Raw genomic sequence first — 22,314 nt, 5'->3', positions numbered from 1 at the left:
CCCCCCCCCCCCCCCCCCCCCCCCCCCCCCCCCCCCCCCCCCCCCCCCCCCCCCCCCCCCCCCCCCCCCCCCCCCCCCCCCCCCCCCCCACCACACTAGGCATCGCCTGCCAACTCCCGCGCCAGCCAAGCCTTCGCCACTTTCAGATCCTCGAACAGCGTCGTGTTCGATATCCCCAGCACCTCCCCGGCCTGCTCGTAGGTCAGCCCGCCGAAGTACATCAGCTCCACGGCCTTGGCGCCTCGCTCGTCGAAAACGGCCAGTCGCTCGAGCGCGTCGTGGAGTTCCAGCAGCGATGCGTCATTGGCAGGCGATTGGAATACCTCCTCGTTGAGCGTTATCGCCGCCAGCCCTTCGCCTCGCTTGTCACGTTGCTTGCTGCGCGCGTGGTCCACGAGCACTCGTCGCATCGATTGAGCGGCGAGGGCGAAGAAGTGTACACGGTCCTTGGCCTTCACCTCCGCCCCGGCCAGACGCAGGAAGGCCTCGTTGACGAGCGCCGTGGCCTGCAGGGTGTGACCAGCGCTCTCGCGGCGCATGTGCCTCGACGCCAGCGCCCTCAGCTCGTTGTACAGGCGGGCCAAGATCTGACTGTGGGCGGACTCGTCCCCCGCCCGGGCGGCGGACAGCAGTTGGGTGACGTCTATCGACTCGGACATATCCGTTCCTAGGCTCGTCAGGGTGAGCATCGGTGCGGGGCAGCCGGTATCGCCGAACGATTCGTTGCTGCACGACGCTCTTTAGGGGGTAAGCACAGAACAGCAAACAACCTCTTGTCAAGGAGCCCTCATGAGCCCCAAGAACCTCATCGTCGTCGCCTACTTGATCCTCGCGCTGGCCCCCGCTGGCGCCGTCCACGCCGAACTGAGTCCCGCCGAGCAGAGCTTTCAACGTTCGCTCGGGCAGCAGACTCGCTTCGAGATGCGTCAGCGCGGCGACGTCGCCCGCCACGCGCGAAAGCGAGAGCAGTACCTGCGCACGCTCGATCGCGTGGGGCGCCCGCAACCAGGAAAGACCCGCGTGCCTTCCACAAGAGTGCGCAAGGCGGCACGCTACGCGAAGGGAGGCGTGGCCGCCTACGCGGGAGCCTACGTGGCAGGACGGATCGTCGGCGTCGACGTGCCTGATCCCGTTGAAGCGGCCGAATGGACCTACGAGACGCTGAAGGATCCGAAGAATATCGATAAGCGCTTGGAACGTCTGGGCCACGACAGCTGGCGCGAGGTTCATAGCGGGGCCCGGACGATCAGCGATCCGAAGCGAATGCTGCGCAATACCGAGCGTCTTGTCAGTGACACGGGTAAAGCTGTCGAAGAGGCGGGTTGTAGCGTCGTCAAAGTGTTCGGAGCGAGGTGCTGACAGTGTCTCCAGGACGTGGCGGGCATCACCCCACCAACGGTACGTCGCGAGGGTCAAGCTCGGGGTTGTCCATAGGACACTAGCCATGCACGTCAAATCAGTCCTCGGGGCCCTCGTTGGTGCGGCAATCGCAACATCGGCGGTGCGCTACTTGTTGTCAGCCGCGCCGGAGGCTTCCCGGGAAGTGCGGACTTCAACGCCTTACTCGCCGAGTACGGCTGCGATGGCAGCGTCGGTGTCGTCTTTCGCGGGCCGTTCAGTCTGACGCTACGTGGTAGTACTAACGCTTCCGGAAATTTCTTCGAGGGTGCGCGGGTGTTGCCGCCTTCCTGCGGTCGCTACGTGCAGGCGATCGCCCTGCGCTCCTCAGGCATCCGCGCCAACGCACCGCCGACCAGCTATTCCGCTTCAGGCGCCGTCCCGTACACAGTGTACGCCTGGCCGGGCTCTTGAGTATTCGGCGAGGTCTGCGGCGCGCTGATGATGAAGTCCGCCACGCCGTCATTGTTGATATCGCCCGCAGGGCTCACGGACGTGCCCGCGTAGTCGTTGGAGCCGGCGCCCGCGAACACCGTACCGAAGCTGCCGTCGCCACCCTGTACTTCCAGCAGGCTCAGCACATCGGTGACGGGGGGATAGTTGCCATCTACGGCCGTATCGCGACCGTAGATCACGTAGGCGTTACCCACGCCGAAGCGGCGGTCGTAACTCTCCGCGTTGGGGGCGCCAATGAGCATGTCGTCGATGCCGTCGCCGTTGACATCGTCAATGCCGGCGGCTGCGGCGCCGAACTCGTCGATCGCCTCGATGCCGTCCAGGATGAAGCCCAAGGTGCCATCGCCTGCGCGCAGGGACTCCACGTCCATGCTGGCCGGGAGGGCGCCGGGATCACTCTGGCCGTACACGACGTACGCTGAGCCTTCGCGTCCTCGCACGAAGGCGTCGCCGATCACGATGTCGTCCAGGCCATCGCCGTTGAGGTCACCGATGCCAGCCAGTCCTTCGGGAATCGAGTCATTGTCGCCGGTGCTGAAGAACACGATACCGTCTGACCCATCGCCACCGTTCGCTTGGCGCAGCTGCGTAAGGTCGAAGACGGCCGGGAAACCGTCTTGCGCTTCGGCGTTGCGGCCGTAGACGAGATAGACACCCCCCGTGGTGCCATCTTCCGTGGTGGCGCTGCCCACTAATAGGTCTTCCACTCCGTCGCCGTTGAAGTCGCCTGCGTTCGCTAGCGTTGGTTGACCGAAAAGGTCGTTGGCGAGCACCATGCCTCGCGAGCCGTCGCCGCCTTCTTCGGGCAACAGTGCCTTCAGCGACTCTACCGGTGCGAAGGTGTCCCCGGCCGTGCTATCGCGGCCGAAGAGCACGTAGCGGTCCGTATCCTGCCGGCCGGCGACTACAAGATCATTGATGCCATCGGCATTCAGGTCGACGGCATTGCTGATGCCTTCGCCTAGGCCAGCGCTTTGCACGAAGCCACGCACCACGAAGCCCTCGCTGCCGTCGGCTCCGGCGGCAGGGAACAGCGTGTCGACGAAGAAAAGCGGTGGGAAGGCTGGCTCGTTGCCGCCGTCTCGCCCGTAAACCACGAAGACCTCACCGGCTCGGCTGATCTCGTTCGGACTCGCCTCGCGGTAGCCAACGGCCACGTCATCGATCCCGTCGTTGTTGGCATCGCCGATGCCTGAAACGACCACCTCCAAGCGCCGCGCGTAGCGCCGGGGATAGGTGATGGCGAAGCCCCGCGTGCCATCCGATGAGATGCCCAGGGAGGCGACGTTCAAGTCAGATCCGAATGCATCGCCACCCGGGACATCGCGGCCATACAGAACATAAGCCTCGCCTTGTTCCTGGGCGACGGCGATGTCGTCAATGCCATCGGCGTTGATGTCGCCGAGGCTCGTGACGACCACGCCGAGTGACTGATTACGAAAGTCGCGCAGGACGAAGCCCTGGGAGCCGTCGCCGCCGAAGCCGCTGGAGAGGCCGACCAGGGGGACGTAGGGTTCCTGGGCCTGCGCTGAGGCGAGCACGGCGGTGCACAGCATGCCGGTGAGGGCACCGGGCCGTTGAACGTTGACGACGGCGCGGCGCACGGCCTGTACGAGAGAGGCTCCGCTTCCTATCATGGCTACTCCCGGGTTGGTTCGGTTTTGTGTTCCAGCCGCGAAACCGATGGTCTGTGTGGCTCGCGGGTCTTCTTGATCGGTACGGACGGCTCGGAGCCAATCGACACCGAGCATGCGCTCGGCTGAGTGCTAGAGGCGATTGAGGCCTTGCCGGAAATGGCAGATGACGATCCGCGGGCAAGGGAGGCGCTGCCGTTGATGATCAAGGGCTGGGGTTCGCTCTCGTTGTGTGCCGCATGCAAAGCCGCCGCTGGTCCGATCCAAGGGCAGATCTCCATACTCTTCAAGCAAGCGGACGGCCAGCGCAGGTGACCGTGGGTGGATGGACCAAGCCGTCGAGCCGATTTACCTTCATCACCACGCCCGCGTGCTGGAGGCGCCAAGTCCCAGGTTAGTCAAAGCGAGAGTGCGATGCCGTGGGCGAGCGCTGGGACCGCGCCGCTCCAAGGGGAGTAGCACTGAAGTACGCGGCTGCTGCTACAAATCGCTCTACGCGACATACAAGAACGCCTGGGGAGTTCGCCCGGCCCTTCTAGCTGCACGTACAAAGACGATCCTTACTCCTGAGGGTGGAGGTCAGTTACGCGTCTTCGAAGTAGCGAGAATGATAGGCAGCTATTGCGAAGGTCGTCTGCGCGGGGTTCTACTCTGGGTTTGCGCCTACTGCGGAAGCGGCCAGGCTCGGCGTAGAACGAGAACTGTTCAGCAGTGCAACAGCCGTACTTGCTGGCGCCTCACTGTTCGAGTTGGGCGATCGGCTGAGTGCTGTGGCTTGCGCGCGGCGCGTCGAGCCCTGCCTTCGTTGGCTACCAGACGGCTCCTACCCCGGCACACCTATCGCCACGATGAAGCAACCAAGCTCACAGCAATGGGATGAGTTCTTCTGCGAGCTGGAGGCGTTAAAGCAGCTGCCCAGCGACCAGCGCCGCAGCGCCCTGGCGCAGCGCCAGTATCGCGATAGCGAGCAGTGGCTCAAGTCGATGCTCGTCACCTACCTCGCCCTGGCCCAGTGCGACGCGGACACCCCGCAGCCCGGAGACCGGCTGAACGACCTGACGTTGCGCCAACGTATCGGCAGCGGCGGCATGGGCGTGGTGTTCGAAGCAGATCAGCATTTGCAAGGCGCCACTCGTCGCGTAGCCGTCAAGTTCTTGAAGCCTGAGCTATGCGCGATCGCAGGAGGGCTGTTCCGCGACAGCTTGGACAAGGAGGTGCAGGCTCAGGCGCCTCTGCAGTTCGCTGGGATCTCACGGCTGTACGCGACTGGCACCTACTTCGCCCCACCAGAGAATCACGAGGTTCCCTACCTTGTAATGGAGTTGATTCGCGGTGCCGTACCGCTCACGCGGTACGTTCGCGACAACGCTCTGGAGCTTCACGAGCGTCTACAGCTCTTCCGTGTGGTTTGTAATGCCATCCAACATACTCACGATCATCGCGTGGTGCATCGTGACCTGAAACCCGACAACATTCTCGTCTCGAGTGATGGCAATCCCTGGGTCATCGATTTTGGACTCGCGCAATCCTGCGGTGCCTTGTCGCCCGGCGGGGCGCTATTGGCAGCCGGGACGCCCTCCTACATGAGTCCCGAGCAAATATCCACGGACTTCGGAGAGGTCACCGATAGGTCGGATACGTACGCCCTTGGTGTGCTCTTGTATGAGCTGGTCACCGACGAACTCCCGTACCATGTGGAGTTCGATCGTTCTTTCGAGGCGCTGAGGCGGACCATAGTTGCATCTGTTGCTCCCTCAACACGCAAGCGCGGATTGATGGCAGCCTGCACATCGCAGGTGGTTGACGAGATGGATGCCATCATCGGCGCTGCCATGACCAAGGTCCCGGCGACACGGCTCACCGTGCGCGCGCTTGCCAACAAGGTTCAATGTCTGCTCGATGCGGGCGTGACCCATTGCCAAGTTCCGAGTCCCACGGGCGAACGAAGCAACGACAGCGACAATGGTGCACGAGATCGCCGTCGGACAGGCGCCCTGAGGCTTACTGTTGCGCTAGGTATGCTTGCGCTAGTGCTTGGCGCCTGGGTGCAACTGTCGCAAAACGCTCCGCCCGCGGGCGACGCACCGCTCCCCAAGGCCGATCCCAATCGGCTCACGGTCATGGTCGCCGATCTTCAGGGCGATGAAGGCGGTTGGTTCAAGAAGCAGATCGAAGTAGCCCTGCAGCAGAAAGGGCTCGAAGTTGCCGACAAGCGTCTGCAGGTGTTGCCGATTCGCCGCACCATTCCCGTCTTCGAAGGGGCTGCAGAGCGGACGGGACACGGCACGGCGCAACAGTTCTTGCTGGCTTCGGACGCGTCCGTGGTTATTTGGGGCGGAATCGTAGGTGGCTCCAGTGACCGGCAGGGCACCGGCAAACCTCTGCTGTTCTTCTCCAGGCGGGACGCACCTGCGCAGGGGCCGAATCAGTACGCGGTGGAGGATCGCGTAGAAAGCTACCAGCTTCCAGGTTTGTTCTGGGAGCACTTCGAGGCCGTGCTGAAGCTTGCAGTGGCCGCGGAGCACGATCGGTTTTGGAGTCTTCGTGGGGGAAGCGAGTTCGACTACCTGCAGCCGTACGTAGCCCAGGTGAAGCGTCAGCTCGCAGCGAATGCGTCGAATTGGAGCCCGCAAGACCTCGCGATCACGCAGGCGGCCGTTGCGGATGCACTTACTCGTCGAGCCTTCACAAGGTTCTTGAACACCATCGACACGATCCATTTCTCTGGCCATGGTTCTCAGCTGCGCACGGAGCTACAACCGCTGGCGTTCCCTCAGGGTAATGATGCTCTCGTATCACTGCCTCCGGCTACAGACTTGCGGGCGTTCCTAGGGGAGGAGGGAAGCGAAGGCACTGCGCTGCTCGAAGAAGCGGCGGAGTCTGCCGAGGCGGCCGTCGACCTATCCGTGCCCGGCTCGGCGGAATGGACCGTCGCCCAGGCCGAGCTTGGAGATGCGTTCTATCGGCTCGGGTCGATCACGGGCGACGTGGCTAGCTTGCGCAGGGGCGTCGAGGCGTATCGACGAGCTTTCGCTCACGCGACACCTGAACTCAGCTGGCGCCTGAGCTCGAAGCGGCGAGGCGATGCGCTGCTGGCGCTCGGTGCCTTGGAAGGGGATGTGGCACTTCTCGAGGAGGCCAAGATCGCCTTTTGGGAAGCGCTCGAGGAGCTGCACGGCTTGGAGCCGTACGTGACGCCCTTGGTTTCGGCGGCCTTACAGGCAAGACTGGCAACGGTGCTGCTGATGCTCGGGCAGCGAGAGAGCGGGACCGCGTCCCTGGACGACGCAGTGCTGCGATACCAGCGTGCAATTGCCGAGATCCAGTCTTCCGGCGTGCGTTGGAACCAGAACGCGTTGCTGTTGCACGCACAACTAGAGCGGGGCTTGGGGGCGGCGCTATTGGCGTTGGGTTTGCGCGGGCCTGGCAACGAGTTCCTCGAGGCAGCCCTCGATGCGTACGAGAGGGCTGTCGCGCTGTACTCTGATGTTGCTTCGGGTTCACTGTTTGCGGTGCTCACGCTCGAAGATATGGTCAACGAGACGCCTGAAGCCTCTAGCCCACAGGTGAGCATGGAGCTGGCAAAGACGCACAAGAGTATTGGAGACGCTCTTCTTGTGCTTGCGCAACGCGACGACCGCTTCGAGACGGCCGAAAGTGCGGTATATGCGAGCCAACAAGCGCTGGCCCACTGCTCGCCTGCAGAACCGTCGGAGCTAAGGGCACAGATTCAGAGCAGCTTGGCAGCCTCGCTCTTGGTGGCTGCCCAACACGAGCTTGGAACCGACCGTCTCTTCAAAGCCTTGGCGGCGTTCAGGGAAGCGCGCCGGTATTACACTCGCGATAGGGCACCGCTGGATTGGGCGGCAACGCAGGCGGGCTCCGGCAGCGCCCTGCGCCTGCTTGGGGAGCGCGAACACAGCATCGAGTGGCTTCAGGATGCCAAGGTGGCGTTGGAGGCGGCGTGGGACGTCTATCGCGCGCAGCAGCAGCTTTGGCATCGAAACTATTTCGAGGAAGAACTCGGCTCTCTGCAGAGGCGAATAGATGAGTTAGCTAGGAGCCAACCTGGCCGCCTCGAAGCGCCACTCGATTAGCCCGAGCCGCGGGCCAGGGCATTCGCTGCCAGGTCCTAACCACTCCCTCCGAGTTGCCAGGTGCTACGAGTACGTCACGTCTTTCCTGGCGATCATGCTTTGACACAGCCTGGTGGTCTGTGAAACTCCACGAGATGAGGTGAGCTGGTTGCCGAAGCAAGCTATGTCTTGCGATGACGGGACGGTGATCAAGTGCTAGCTCATTCTCGCGGATCATGGGCTCTCACAAGTATGCTTTCCACGGGCCTAGGATTAGAGCATGTCGTCAGAGAAATCCAGCTTTCCGATCCCGGCTCGTTCAGTGAATGGTACCCAGCGGCTGTCGGTGCGAAGTGACTTGAGATACGGTGAATACGGTAACGTCAAGAGTCCGCCGTCCTTGGCCTGGCGGGCCGTTTCTAGCCAGTAGAAAGCTCCATCTAAATCGCCGATGTATCCATAGACCTCTGCAATTTGAAAGCTCCCGCGCAGACCAAACTTATCTATTAGTTTTCTCAGCGCTCGTTCAGCTCCCAAGTCTTCGCCAATCGCTGACAGCGCGATGGCGCGATGGCTAATTCGGCTTAGGTCGACTGGCTCTTTCTCGAACTCAACTAGGGCTTCCTGAAACCTACCGGTAGTAAGGTAAATCTGCCCAAGCGCGGTGTGTGCCATCGTCTGGTTGGCGTTTTCGGCAAGCACACCGTGTAGGAGCACTTCCGCTTCTTCGAGTCGCCCTGCCAAGGCCAGTACACGCGCTAGCACCGTTCGGTTGTCAAGCTTTAAAGGATCGAGATCTACGCGACGTTGCGCGTAGAGCACCGCCTTTTCCATGTCCTTTTGAATGAGGTACAGGAGAGAGACGACTCCTGCAGTTTCACTTGTGCGCGCGTCGGTGTTGAAGAGCTTCGGGCAGTAGCGATTCGCCTCGCTCCATTCATAGAGCACAAGACGCAGGTAGCACGCCTGTGCCCAGGCCGCATCGGATCCCGGAGCGAGCCAAAGTGCTCGATCTGCGGCGTCCCTCGCACGCTGGCGCATCTCCAATGTGTCCGTGATCCCGTAATCGTGCAGCACTCCATAGACTCGGGACAGTGAAAGCCAAGCCAACGCGTAGGTGGGGTCTAGTTCGACGGCGTGCTCCAGGTGCTTCTGAGCTGCTTCTAGGCCCTGTCGACTACGGTCTTGGAAGCGGCTTTTCCCTCGAAGGTACTCCGAATACGCCGCAAAGTTCTCGGAATGCTCCCGTCCAGGTGCGCGGTGAGTATGGACGACAGACGTCTTCGTAGGCTCTAGACGGCTGCGCACCTCGTCGGCAACCCGAGCGCCTACGTCCATCTGCAATGCAAGAAGGCTCTGCTGTGTTTTCTCGTACTGGTATGCCTGTGTCCAAATCACCGCGCCTGACTGACAGTCAACCAGAGTGAAAAGCACACGCCACTTTTGCTGGTCTTGGCGAAGGGTTCCGGTAACTGCGAAATTGATGCCGAGTATACTGGGAGCTTCTGTGAGCGCCTTCCCTTGCCCATGAAAAACCGATGAAGAGTAGGGGTCCACGACGAGAATCTCCCCTGCGCTGGCGGCGGTAACTGAGTAGCGCACTTCATCCGCAAGGCCATCGGTGAGTATGTCGTTTGCATCGTCGTCAGTTAGGTTTGTCAGGGGCAAGACGGCCAGCCGCGCTGCTGCGTATGCTAGTTTGAAATCTGAGCGCTCGCTTAGTGTTGAGTCTGCTGTTCGTGATACGAGGCGTTGCTGAGTCAACTCTGCAATGGGGCGCAGCAGTAGGCCGAGTGCTAACGCGACGACAATTGAGACTCCCCACTTACGCGGTGCCTTGTCTCCTGGACGTTCCCGCTCCCGTTCCGAGATCCTCTCGATCAGTGCGGCGATACGATCCGCGAGGCGCCCGACGGAGGGTCTGTCCGCCGGTGCCAACGCCAACGAATGAGTCAGCAGTTCACGCAGCGCACCTCTCTCTGCCTGGTGCAAGGAGAGCGCTAGCTGCCCGGGGAGGGGTTTGTGTGGCGCGGTGTGAGCGCGTACAGAGTCAACGTGTGCTGGGCGTTCATCAGTCATCAGCTCGTAAAGGACAAGGCCGAGCGCATAGGAGTCCACTTTCTCGCCAATTGGGCCAAGCGCGCAGTTGAGCTGCTCAGGAGCCATGTAGGCGGGTGTTCCCGACTCCTTGCCAGCTAGTGATGCGACGTCATCATGCTGGGCCAATCCAAAGTCCACGACGAACGTGCGACCGTCACCATCGACTAGGATGTTCGAGGGCTTGAGATCGCGGTGAATTACTCGGTGACTGTGCGCGTGTTGAACAGCTCTACATGCTCGCTCGATCAACCTGAGCCTGTCCTGTACGGGCAATCTGTGGGAGCGCGCGTAGTCGATGATGCAGAGCCCGTTTCTGACCAATTCCATAACCAAGTAGGGCGCATGTTCTCCAGTGCTGGGGTCGCGATATTGGCCAACATCGTAGAGGCGAGCGAGGCCGTCGTACTGAAGCTTTGCGTGGATATTTGTCTCCGCTACGAATCGTTCACGTGCGTCCTTAGCGGCGGCCGCCCAGAAGAGCGGGTTTACGATCTTGAGTGCAACAGGACGCTTCGCTTCCCCAAGGTGTTGGATCGATTCGTAGACCACACCCATGCCGCCTCTGCCAAGTCGTTGCCCTAACAGATAGGGGCCTACTCGGTCGCCAGAGTTCGGGCCGAGCTCGCCGGGTTCAACGGTTGGCATAGCGAAGTGTAGGCTCAGGAGGGAAAGCACGCGGGGGTCTGCCGCTTGTTGTCGGCGGATAGCAGAGAATTCATGAAGCCTCAGTGCAGGTGTGAGCGCTTCTAGGGCTTCTCTAATTCGGTGGAACTCATCCCAAAGGCTCGGGCTCGTTTTAGACACCGGGCGGCGATCCTCCATCTTCTAGCCAGGACAAATCCGTCGGATAGGGAGTTTTGCTCAAATTGACGACCGAATCAGGTTACCAGCCAAATAATAGCGGCGGAAAAAGTGGATGGGCTTTCGCGTTACTCCTCAACGCTATGCCCGTGCAATTTGTCATTTGCCAGAGCGTTCGTCTCTTGGGCGCTAAGGTGAGGTCGCCGGGAACGGCAGCTACTTACCTCTCGCATCGTGTCTTGGCTCATTGGGTGGCGCGTCAACTATGAATAGGTCTTGTGTCCCAAGCTCTTTGGGCCACTCGGTCGTCTCACTTCGAGCCGAATTGGTGGTCTAGCCTGTTGAGGTACACCGGTGAGCGGGCTCCTTCTTCTCGATCACCCTGCGCGCGCATGTGGTCAGCGCCTTGATCATCTTCCTGCGACGTCGAAGGCCCCTACCCCGCGAGCAAAGCCACAGTAGACTCTGGCAGCAGCAACGCTGTGCAATGTCCAGTTCGCCCGCTCTCCTGCGCCATGTCGTGTGACTGGCTGTGGCCTGCGCGTAGTCGTACGACTGTCCGGCCGTCAATCGCCAGCAGAGTATCGCGTTCGATTCAATAGGCTGCGCTGCCCTCGCGGGCGTGACGCTGAAGGTCGACCACCCCTGATCCAACGGAAAAAGAACATGAAGTGGATGAGAACTGTCTTGGCATTGGTAGGGACTTTAGGCGCGTTTTTACCGCTGGCGGACCTGGCCTACGGCGCGCTGCCGAACAAATCGGGCGTACGCCCGGCGGCGATCTCGCTGCCCACGGGACCCGGATCCCTGGAGGGCCTCGGAGAGTCCTTCGAGCCGAACTTGAGCACCGGATCCGCGGTCTACTCGGTGCCGTTGGAGGTGCCTCCCGGACGCACTGGCACCGCCCCGGAACTCTCCCTCAGCTACGACAGCGGCCGCGGCAACGGCATCCTCGGCATAGGCTGGAGCCTGTCGTCGCTGCACGTACACCGTCAGACCGACAAGGGCTTGCCCCGCTATGGCGCAGGGCCAGTGCCCGATAGCTTCGTGACAGGAGACGGCGCAGAACTGGTGCGAGTAGAGGGTGATGCGGACAGCTCGCAGCAAGTGTATCGGCTCAAGAATGAATCGCAGTTCGCGCGCTACGTCTACTTCATGGAGCAAGACCGGTGGGAGCTGACCACGCGGGACGGCACCCGCTACGGCCTGGGCGCGCGACTGAACGGCGGCGAGGTGAATGCGCGCGTGGCCCATCCGGACGTGGCGTCCGCCGCCTATGCCTGGCACGTGGCGGAGGTGCGCGACCTTAACGGTAACCAGGTGCTGTACCGCTACGCCATTGATCAGCAGCAGGTGTATTGCCAGGAGATCAGCTACGGCTTCATCAGCGAAAGCGCCGCCGCTCATGTCATCTCGTTTACCTATGAATCCCGTGAGGACCCTGTCGTCGACTATCGACCGGCTTTTCGCCTGGCCACGGCGCAACGACTCGCGTCCATCGACGTACACACTGCTGGCCAGCTCGTCAGACGGTATCGGATGGACTACGAAGCGGACCGCGCGACAAGCTGGCTCAGGCGCATCACGCTGACTGGCGCTGACGGCATTACGGCGCTGCCGCCCCAGGAGTTTGCGTACTCAGATCAGCAGCCGCTGGCGTCGTCCGCCTACGAGGCGCAGGCGGGCCTTGGGAGCACGGCTCTGCTGCTCGAGGGGGAAGACCCCGATCAGTTCCCTGATAAGGCAGAGCTCATCGACTTCGACGGCGATGGCCTCCCCGACTTCTACCGCTCGAGAAGTCCCTCGAGTCCACCGAACGAGTACGACGTGGTCTACCGCAACCTCGGTGGCGGCGAGTTCGAGCGTATCCCCCTCGCAGAGCAGGACAGCGCTGGCCTACGCATTCAGGCCCGTCGCAGCTTCGTCCGCGACGTGGATGGCGATGGCACCGCCGATCTCATCGCCCAGCGCAACATCGACTCCGGCAACTTGGTCTACCGCCTGAATCGCAAGGGGCGTTGGGCCGATGAGCAGCCGGAGCTGGTGTTACCGCCAGGTACCAACATCGAGCAGGTGTTCACTGGCGCTGACGTGCGCTGCACGGATCTGAATTTCGACAAGACGATCGATTCGGTTCGCGCCTTCACTTCGGTGGGACCTTCGGGGTCAGGGGTCTTCTTCGCGGCGTATACGAGTAACGGTGATGGCTCCTTCGACTACATCCCCCAGACGCAACCGGACATCTTGAAGGGCCTCACCGTGACCTTCGCGCAAGCGAACGGCACCTTGGTCATGGCCGACATGAACGGTGATCGCCTGGCGGACGTGGTCTTGCTGCGTGACATCAATGCGGGTGGACCGCGCTATTGGCCGTCGATGGGGAGGGGAACCTTCGATGATTCCACCAACGGCTATGCACTGCCTTTGGTCGACGGTCCTGATTTCGATGGTGATCCTGAACAAATCGGCAGGCTCGACCTGGCGGATTTGAACGGAGACGGGCTCGCCGATCTCCTCTACGTAAACGGCTCGCGCATCCGCTATTGGCTCAACCAAGCTGGCACGGGTTTTGGTGCTGAGCAAGCGCTGCTCTTCGATCGCATCTACGACCGACAGGTGGCCACCTATCGACTGATCGACGTGGACGGTGACGGCCTGTTGGAGGTCTTGTTCTACGCGCAAAGCCAAACTACCCCCGATTACCTGCCAAGAGGAACGGGCTATGTGCGCGTGTTTGCCAATAACCTTGCGCAGCGCGACGACGGTGTGGACAACGATGGCGATGGGCTCACCGACGAGGCGGACGAAGGCAACTCCGTGCCCAACATGCTGAGCGAGATCCGCAACGGGTTCGGCCTCATAACGTCAATAGGGTACGGCTCCAGCGCCGAGGAGATGCGGCGCGACGCCGCCGCGGGCGATCCCTGGCCATCCCCTGTGCCATTTCCCTTGCCCGTGGTCACGCGTACCGATCGCTTCGATGGTCTGCGCAGCTACCAGACGAGCTATGCCTACCACGACGGCTTCTACGACGGCCTAGAGAAAGAGTTCCGCGGCTTTGAGCGCGTGGAGCAACGAGACGTTGGCGACGCGTCCGCGCCCGATCTGATTACCGCCAGCGAGTTCGATAGCGGGCGCGACAACGAGGCCCGCAAAGGCAAACTCCTGCGCATGACGGCGACCGATGGCGCCGGCACCGTGTTTTACTCAGAGCAAACCACCTGGGCCACGCGAACCCTACTCTCAGGGGCGCCGGGCGAGCATCGAGAGATCACCTATTCCTACATGGTGGACCGCGGTCGAGAGGTCGTCGAGGGGGGCAGCGCACCTCCCATCACCCTGCGCTGGGAGTACGAGTTCGATGACTTTGGCAACCAAACGCGCCTGCTTGAGCACGGGCGTCTGGATCCGGGATGGGACGACGAACGCCTGACTACAACCACCTACACCGCTGCCTATCCACAGGGGCAGGAAGCGTGGATCCTGGATCGCGTGGTGACCAACACGACGAGTGATGAGAACGGTGTTCAAGTGGCTGGCGAGCGCCACTACTACGATGATAGCGACGTGCTCGGCGTCATCGTGCGAGGCAACGAGACGCTGGTGGAAGCGTGGGTCGAGAGCGACCGCTGGCTGAATGCCGTTCGTCGACGCCATGACGAGTTTGGCAACGTCATCGAGACGCGCGATGGCCAGTACGGCTTGGCTCCAGGGCATCGTCGTCAAGTGTTCTTCGACGACGGTCTCAAGATCTATCCCGTGCGCGAGGACATCGACACCGGGGCGCTTACGCTCAGCACGAACGCGGCCTATGACTTGGGCTTCGGTAAGATGATTTCATCAACGGATTTCAACGGTTACGAGACTCTTTATCGCTACGACCCCATTGCGCGCCTCATTGCCATCGTCGAACCAGGCGACACGCTTGCCGCTCCCACCGTCGAATACGCGTATGAACTCATCACCCCGGTTGATGAGTTACGCACGATCAACGCCATATGGACGGCGCGGCGAGAGCGCGCCGGCGCCGGCACCGTGGATTCGCGTTCCTACTTCGATGGCCGCGGCGAGCAGGTGATGGTGCGCGAAGAGGCCGATGTCGCGGGCCGAGTAGTGGTTCGCGATGCCGTTACCTTCAACTCGCGCGCGCTAGCGGCGCACCAGTTCCTGCCGTACCAGGAAAGTGGAACGCTAGCCTACCAGGACCCTAACCTGGCGGAGGATTCGGTAACCCTTGCGTACGATGCGCTCGGGCGTATCTCCACCACCACCCAGCCCGATGGTACCTTCCGTACGACGCAGTACGAGCCGCTAGCACAGCTGGTGCACGATGAGGCGCAAACGCAACCCGGGTCTCCTCACTTCGGCGCGGCCACGCGTCTCATCGAGGACGGTCTTTGGAATGAGGACTCGTACGGCCGGCTACGCTCGGTGGTGGAGATCGTTCGCATCGGACCCAACGGAGAGCCCATCTCCAGCACCAGCGAATGGGTGACCACCTACAGCTACGATCTGCTCGACAACATCACCGCCTATGTAGACTCTCAGCTCAACGCTAAGCAGGTACGCTACGACGGCCTCAGCCGAGTTCGCTTCATCGATGATCCGGACCGGGGCACCATGCAGCTCGAATACGACAACGCTAGCAACTTGATTCAATCCACCGATGCAAAGGGCCAGGCAATCCGTTACACCTACGACGGCGCTAACCGACTGCTGACGGAGCGCTACGGCCCCAGCGACGGGGAGCCGGACGTGAGCTACCACTACGACCAGCCCTTTGGTCCTGTCTCCCAAGGCGAATATTGGTCCGGCGTAGCGGCCGGTCCAATCGCGGAGGCGATCCTCGGTCGGTCGCCGGCACAAGATGGCTTTGATCTGAACGTGGACGGCGCGATAGACGTGGCCGACGCGGTGAGCGCGGCTAGGGCCCCGCAAGGCACGGTGACGGCCCGCAACACGCTTGGACAGCTGGCTTGGCTGAGTGATCAGTCCGGTGAGCATCATGCCTCCTTCGACGAGCGCGGACGTGAGGAGTGGACCGTCGATCGCATTCTAGACGGCGAGGGCGTGCTCAGAAACTTCTACAGCGCGAAAACCTACGACTCCATGGATCGCATCGAATCGCTCGTATACCCAGACCAGAGCGCGCTGGCGATGCAATACGGCCCTCGTGGCTTGCTGGCAGGCGTGGCAACGGTGGTCGATTCGATTCAGTACAACGCCGCAGAACAGATCGAGTCGATGACGCTAGGCAACGGGGTGGTGACGACCCGCAGCTACGACTCACGGCGCCGCCTCGTGGCCCTGCGATCCGTACGCGACTCGCTCACGCTGCAAGATCTCTCCTACGATCTCGACGCCGTCTCTAACGTGCGCGGAATCACCGACCTTAGAAGTAACGCCGCTCTTGATGCGATCGGTAGCGAACTCGGTCTGTCAACTGAGGTGGCGCGCGAGTTCGATACCACCCAGACCTTCGAGTTCGATTCGCTCTACCGTTTGACGCGTGCTGAGAATCCGAGCGTCTTCGGCCACCTCGACTACCGCTACGATCAGATTGGCAACCTAGTGCTTCGCGATGGTGAGCTGAGCGATGCGGCGCCCTTCGTGGCGGTGGGTGAACTCGCGTACGGCGGGGCTGCGGGCAGCAGCGGCCGCTCGGGGCGTAGTCCCGGCGCACCCCCCGGACCGCACGCCCTTACCTCGGCGGGCGAGGAAGCCTATACGCTAGCGTACGACGACAACGGCAACACGTCGCAATTCAACGATGCGGCGTACGGCTGGGACGAGAAGGACCGATTGATCACGCTGAGCGAAGGCACAAGCGCAGCTCGGTACACGTACGATCACGCGAACCAACGCAAGCTCAAGGAAGTGATCACCGACGGCGCTCTGGCGGAGCGCGTACTGTACGTAAACCGCTACAGCGAAGTGCGCAACGGCGAGCTGCGCAAATACGTCTACGTCGGCGACGCTCGTGTAGCCCGTGCGTACGTCGGCCAGTCCTTCGCGCCCGAGGCGTACTTCCTGCACGACCACTTGGGCTCTTTGAACCTCACCTTACAGGCGGACGGTACGGTGGCCGGACAAAGGACTTACTACCCGTACGGGCAGACTCGCCTCGCCGCGTCCAGTGATGGCGAGCTGAGTGGCATCTATCAGTTCACCGGCAAGGAGCGGGATCAGGAGTCTGGCCTCATGTACTTTGGGGAGCGGTACTTCAATCATTTTGGGCGCTTCGCCTCCGTAGACCCTGCGGACCATTTCCTCGCGCAGACGAAGGATGGCGATTTTGCGCGAGCGCCCCAGAGCCTGAACTCGTATCGCTACGCCGCCAACAACCCCGTTACGCTAATCGATCGCCTTGGACGCGCGGCGGAGCGGCCAGATTCGTGTACTGCAGCATGCCTGAACCTTAGTGACGAGATGTTCGATGCTATGCAGAAGACGACGATGCCGCAGCAAGCACCCGTTCAGGAGGTGACGCCGGGTTCTGATGCTCATCGGCGATTTGAAACCGCGAAAACGGTGACGGAGCCTGCTGCAAAGGGGATTGCTGAATTGACGGGGTTCGTCTTTCCGTTGAGCCCGGCGGGCCAATTGCTGCTCGACCTCTTTGAGTATTGGGTTGAGTCGGCAACCAGCGATGGTTCCGACGCAACGGCAGAGCCACCCCTGCCTATCAATGACGTGGGCGATCTGGTGCAAGAGGTCGACCGTGATTCAGGTATGCAGCCGACGACATTCGACGACTGAACGGGTCCTTGAGCGGGTAATTCCTGGTCGTCCCCTAACAGGTTGAGATTAGCAAGGCGTTAGCCGGCGGTAGTGCGCACGCGAACCGTCGCGTCGATCGTCGATGCAAGTGCGATCTTCTGTCAGGGGAAGGTCCAGTGCTGTCGTTCGAGTCCTCCTTAGCTTCCGGGGACCGTCGGTCGACCCATGTCCTAGTCTTCCGTCTGATTGCGCCATGTCTGATATGCGAGCTCTAGCGAACTGAGCTCGTTGCAATCCGCAATCACAAGAAGATATGGAAGCAACCAATGGCAGTTAGAGCGTCACCGTTACTAGTCCTCATCCTGATTGTCTTGTCGATGACCGTCAGCGCGGGCAGCGCCTCGGCCAACGGCACCGCGACGGCGGAGGTGACAGGCCCAGACACCGTGCGCATTTTGCTGGACCCACCGAGCACACCCGCCAACGATTCAGGTGACGCGTGTTTCAACCTCCGCACCTCCGTCGAGGTGTTCAAGAACGGGTCGTTCGTCACGACACGCACCTACGACCCGGGGGTGCCGCCCGTCGTGACACTCAGCTCGGGCGGAAGCTACTTCTTTGATGTGGAGTGGTGCGCAGATCTGGGGTTGGATGGTGGTCCTCCGCCTCTCTGGTCTGCCCGCTCGAACACGGTTTCCGTCGAAGGTCCACCACCCCCGCCAACGCCCGACACGCCAGACTTCCTTCGCTGCAACGACTGTGACTTTGAGAACTCGGGCGAGTACATCTCCCTCGATTCTTCCGTCGCCCTCGAGTGGGGCGACGAAAGTGACACGACCAGCTACACCGTGGAACGGTCTACGAACGGCGGCTCCTATCAACGCGACTTCAACACTTCCGGTACCAGCAAGACCGTCACAAGCTTGTCCGACGCCCTTTACCGGTGGCGAGTTCAAGCATGTAACGGATCCCAATGTAGTGGCTTTCGGGAGATCAGCAAAACCGTAAGGTTGAGCTCGCAATCGGTGATAGCTTCCGTAGCATCAAACACGGAAATAGACATCTTCATGAATCCGCCGAGCACCGATGATGACGGCTGTATCGGCCGCAATACTGAAGTGCGGTGGGATGCGAATCTCAAGGAGTTCCCCCCGGGGAGGAACCCAGTGCGTGTTACTGTGTCACGCGGCGGCGATTTTGTGTTCGACGTTACCTGGTGCGTCGACTTCGGCCTCGATGGTCCCGGAGCCACCCTTCAAGGTACTGCCCAGGTGGACGATGTAATTGGCCCCCCGCCACCCCCGCCACCCGATCCACCCGACACGCCTGCTAGCCTCACCTGCAGCTCCGGGTGCGAGCGCATCGAGAGCGACGAGTACGTCGACATCAACAGGGATTTCGTCCTCTCCTGGCCCGCCGTGCCGAACACGGACTACTACGACCTGGAACAAGCCGTGGTAGGAGGGTCCTTCGTCGATATCGACGAGGACGGCAGGATCACCGGCCTGTCGGACAACCTGTACACCTACCGTATTCGTGCCTGCAACGCCGACGGCTGCAGCGGCTCGAGAGGAATCGACCGCCCCGTGCGTGTCGATACGCAGCCGCCAGATGCTCCAGGCACGGTCACCGTCGAACGCGAGGGCTCCCGTCACCTGGTGAGCTGGACAGCGCCCGACGACCCCTACGTTGACTACTACGTCATCGAGCAGACTTACCTGACTTTCACCGAGGAGAAGACCGTAAGCTCCACCAGCGCAGAGTTTTCGTTGATCAGCGAGGGCGACTACACCTATCGCATTTCATCGTGTCAGAACGGCTTGGACTGTGGTGCACCTGCAGTGACGGACCCGCAGCTGTTTGACCTCGCCTGTCCCGAAGAGACCTTCGCGCACATCAACCCAAGTACCCCGCACTGCCTCGATATCGAGACTGACGACTTCGACCAGCAGCTGTCGGCGCGAATCGCGTGCGAGCATTTTGAACAGGGCACGGAGTTCCTGCGCGACGAGCTCATCTGGCGCCAGGGCCTGGTACAGCCCGATGAAGTCGACCCACCACAGGACGGGCAGGCCCCACCCCCCGACACCTTCGACAACCTGCGCAACAGTCAAGGCGATCCCACCTATCTCCCCGAGAGTCTGCGCGCAGCCGAGTCGTACTATCGCTGCGCGCTCGACGACAACCCGAGCCTCGAGGTGGCCGCGGAGGGTTTGATCGATGTGCAGCGAGCGCGCCTGCAGAAGTCCAACCTCGTGGCTGACCTGATCTCCGCGAACGCCCTGGTGGCTAAGTACTCCGATGCGCTCGGCGTAAGCGTAGCGGATGACGGCGGCGTGCGGTTGCAAGCGGAGATCGACATTCTGCAGGCGATCGTGGACGAGCTGCGTGACGCCATCCCCGGACTTCTGGAAGCGTACCTGTCGCCGGATCTGAGTGGCCGGATGCTTCGTGGGGAGGTGCCTGCGTCATCACCCGACGAGCTGCAAGTCATAGGGAGAACGTTACTCTCGGCCGTTTCACGGTTCGCGCGAGCTGAACGCAGTCGCGGGCGTCGAACGCTCGATCGGGATCTATACCTCTCGGATACGCAAGGTCGCGACGAGGTGCTTGCCGAACTCGATGACGCAGGGGCCTTCGTTGAAACGGTGCTCGATTTGGTCGAAGCAGCGCTGGTTGCGACGTTGCCCGTACCACCTGTCGGAGAGGCCCCGGCCAACTCGAATGAGAGCCTAAACGTCGTCGCCTTCGCCGATGTGGCAAGGGCCCACGCAGAGCTTGTTGATGCCACCACGTCAATTCGATTGGGCTACAACCCTTTCGGCTTTGTCTCGGACTTCGTGCCCTTCGTCGGGGCTGCTGAACAAGGCGACACGACGAGTCTGAACACGTTTAATCAAATGCATAGCATTGCTTCGGGCGCTGTGGCGGATTTGTTGGACGTAGAGGTAGATATCTGTGGCGCCTGCTCTCCCGGTGGTAGTGGCGGCGGATTGCTCGCAGAACTCGATCGCTTCTCGCGCGCAAATGACGACTACGTCTTACGAGCTCAGGAGCTCACGAGTAGCTACGATCAACGACTGCGAAGCCTGTTGGGTACCGTAAGGCTGCCAGGCGGCGGCGAGACAGTGCCGGATGTGTATAGCAGCCTGATCCCAGATGTCGATCTCGATGGCGATGGCGTTACGGAACGAGACGCCGCTCGCGAGGAGTTGGCACGGGAGGGTTTCGAGTTCGATGCAAACGACAAGGGACTCATCGGGCAGCAGTATCTGATCATCGCGAACGCCGAAGACAGAGCGAGAGCAGCGCTCGATGAGACAGCGGATCTCACGGAGCAAATCGCCCTTGCGGAGCAAGAAGCCTTGGAAATGGTGGGGATCGGTAACGATTTTGCTGACTCGGTGTTCAATCGCATCAACGAGGATGGCGAGCAGATCAGCATCCTCATCGAGGAGAAGGGCCAAGCTGCGCAAAAGGCAGCGGACGAGGCGGCACGGGCTCAGCGCAGGAACAGCTTCCTCTCGGGAATCGTCTCGGGTGGCCTCAGCTTCGGCCTGGGCGGCGCGGCAAACCTCACTTCGGTTGTGTTGAGCGGTTTCTCACAGTACGCAGGCACGATTGCTGGTGCGGGAGGGCTCGAATCCGCTTCGGGTAGTGCGGCCGCTGTTACTGCTGGTTTTGATGCGGATATCAATGATATTCGTACGGCGCAGCAAGCGGACATCGTGCTGGCCGAAGCGCTGCGAGACGAAGAGCAGCTCCTGGCTAAGCTGTCCTACACGGTGGCTAACCTCCAGCTGTCGATCAATAATCTTGCGCTGAACTACGACATCGCCCAACGCGACGTCGACCGTGAAGTGCAAGCATTGTCGCGCCAGTACGCAGAGGCAGCCGCCCTAGGTGCTGATTTCAGCAAGAGCCTCCTGCTGCTCGAGTCCATGAGTGACGGCAATGCAGTGGGCTGGAACGATGTGGACTCTCGTGATGTGCTTCATGACCTGCTGCTGGTTGGAGACCAGGCACTGCAGCGTGCCAAAGCGTGGACCTACGTTACCCTGCGAGCCCTCGAGTACTACGCCAACCGCCCGCCGGGGGCTGATGGTGGCCCGGACCCAACGTTCTTTCTAGGGTTCTACCGGCAGCTCTACTTCGCTCGTCGAGCGACGGACCTGGAGACCATTCTCCAACGTATGACCGACGTAGCCCTGAGCGGAGAGTTGTTCGATCAGGGGGCGCAGTCCTGCGGCTCTCGTTCCACGTTCTCGCTCAAGTTCGACGTCTTCACCACGAACTTGGTCAACTTCGATGAGGCGGGCGAGGTGATCGACAACGCCGATGATGTGGTCTTCCGATACTACAGCCCCTTCGATGACGTGACCTACGAGGGCAACGACGCCTACCACGCACTGTTCCGAGACACATTGAGACGCACGCTTCGTGTGGTGGGCACGGACGTCAACGGCAATCCGGTGCGCGAGCTGGCATTCGAGTTTGGGACCAACCTCTTTCCGCCGCCTACGAGCGATGTGGACGGTGTTTTCGCCGGTAACCCCTTCTACATTCTCCAGTCACGCAACGCCAAGATTCTCGGCATTTCCAACCTCAACTGCGGGCCAGCCTCCGGTCAAGGAGTGCAGCTGAACTTGGTGGGCAACCTCGCAGCATCACCTGTTGCCGAGATATACCAAGAGGGAAATAGCTACCTGAAGCATACGCCGTGGAGTATCGAGGACTTCGACGACATCAACGATGATCCGATGCGCAGCATCACGGTCTACACCGCCTATGAACAACTGATGCCAACGTGGCTGATAAGTGATCTGGGTGGGGACTCGGTGCCTGAAGAGACAATCGGCAGTACGGTGGTCGGTCTCGTTACCTCGGCCATCAACGGCACGGCGGACGATCAGTCATCCGTGACCCTGGCGTTTACGGATCGCTCGGTAGCCAATGATCGATGGAGAGTGGTGATCAATGAGGCGAGCAACGATAACGGAAAGGCCTTCTTCGATGAGCTCGAGGAGATGCTGGCCGAAGGCGCACCAATCGGCTTACCGGCAGAGCGCTTCCTAACCGACATTCAGCTGCTGATCAGCTGGGCATTCAGGAACCCAAACTAGAAAGGA

At 61.3% G+C, this 22,314-nt stretch carries 7 protein-coding genes; 4 read left to right on the top strand and 3 right to left on the bottom strand.

Annotation, left to right across the window (positions count from 1 at the left end; all coding sequences use genetic code 11):
• Positions 1-95 precede the first annotated feature (95 nt).
• Positions 96-659, bottom strand: coding sequence for an ECF-type sigma factor (locus AAGA68_21205; protein MEM9387585.1), 564 nt, complete (start codon positions 657-659; stop codon positions 96-98).
• Between the two features lie 130 nt (positions 660-789).
• Here AAGA68_21205 and AAGA68_21200 point away from each other — a divergent pair, with 130 nt between their 5' ends.
• Complete coding sequence (locus AAGA68_21200) at positions 790-1,359, top strand: hypothetical protein (protein MEM9387584.1); 570 nt, start codon at positions 790-792, stop codon at positions 1,357-1,359.
• Positions 1,360-1,757: 398 nt separating this feature from the next.
• Here the strand turns inward: AAGA68_21200 and AAGA68_21195 are convergent, their stop codons facing one another.
• Positions 1,758-3,491, bottom strand: coding sequence for an integrin alpha (locus AAGA68_21195; GenBank protein ID MEM9387583.1), 1,734 nt, complete (start codon positions 3,489-3,491; stop codon positions 1,758-1,760).
• Between the two features lie 845 nt (positions 3,492-4,336).
• On the opposite strand from AAGA68_21195, the gene AAGA68_21190 reads away from it, so the two are divergent.
• Positions 4,337-7,585 carry a serine/threonine-protein kinase gene (locus AAGA68_21190; protein ID MEM9387582.1) on the top strand — a complete coding sequence of 1,083 codons (3,249 nt, stop codon included), beginning with the start codon at positions 4,337-4,339 and terminating at the stop codon, positions 7,583-7,585.
• Positions 7,586-7,837: 252 nt separating this feature from the next.
• Here the strand turns inward: AAGA68_21190 and AAGA68_21185 are convergent, their stop codons facing one another.
• On the bottom strand, positions 7,838-10,309 hold the full coding sequence (locus tag AAGA68_21185) for a protein kinase (GenBank protein ID MEM9387581.1): 2,472 nt from the start codon (positions 10,307-10,309) through the stop codon (positions 7,838-7,840).
• 822 nt (positions 10,310-11,131) lie between these two features.
• Between AAGA68_21185 and AAGA68_21180 the strand changes: the two genes are divergently transcribed.
• Together AAGA68_21180 and AAGA68_21175 are read left to right on the top strand one after the other, a co-directional pair.
• Positions 11,132-17,224 (top strand): SpvB/TcaC N-terminal domain-containing protein, encoded by a 6,093-nt coding sequence (locus tag AAGA68_21180; GenBank protein ID MEM9387580.1) that lies wholly within the window; start codon positions 11,132-11,134, stop codon positions 17,222-17,224.
• 287 nt (positions 17,225-17,511) lie between these two features.
• Positions 17,512-22,308: a fibronectin type III domain-containing protein gene (locus AAGA68_21175; protein MEM9387579.1), complete on the top strand. Its 4,797-nt coding sequence runs from the start codon at positions 17,512-17,514 to the stop codon at positions 22,306-22,308.
• Positions 22,309-22,314: the final 6 nt, after the last annotated feature.

It is taken from the genome of Pseudomonadota bacterium (assembly GCA_039193195.1).
Lineage (GTDB): Bacteria > Pseudomonadota > Gammaproteobacteria > Steroidobacterales > JBCBZW01 > JBCBZW01.
Note: the sequence above shows the minus strand (reverse complement) of the source record. Positions and strands in the feature narration are given on the sequence as shown.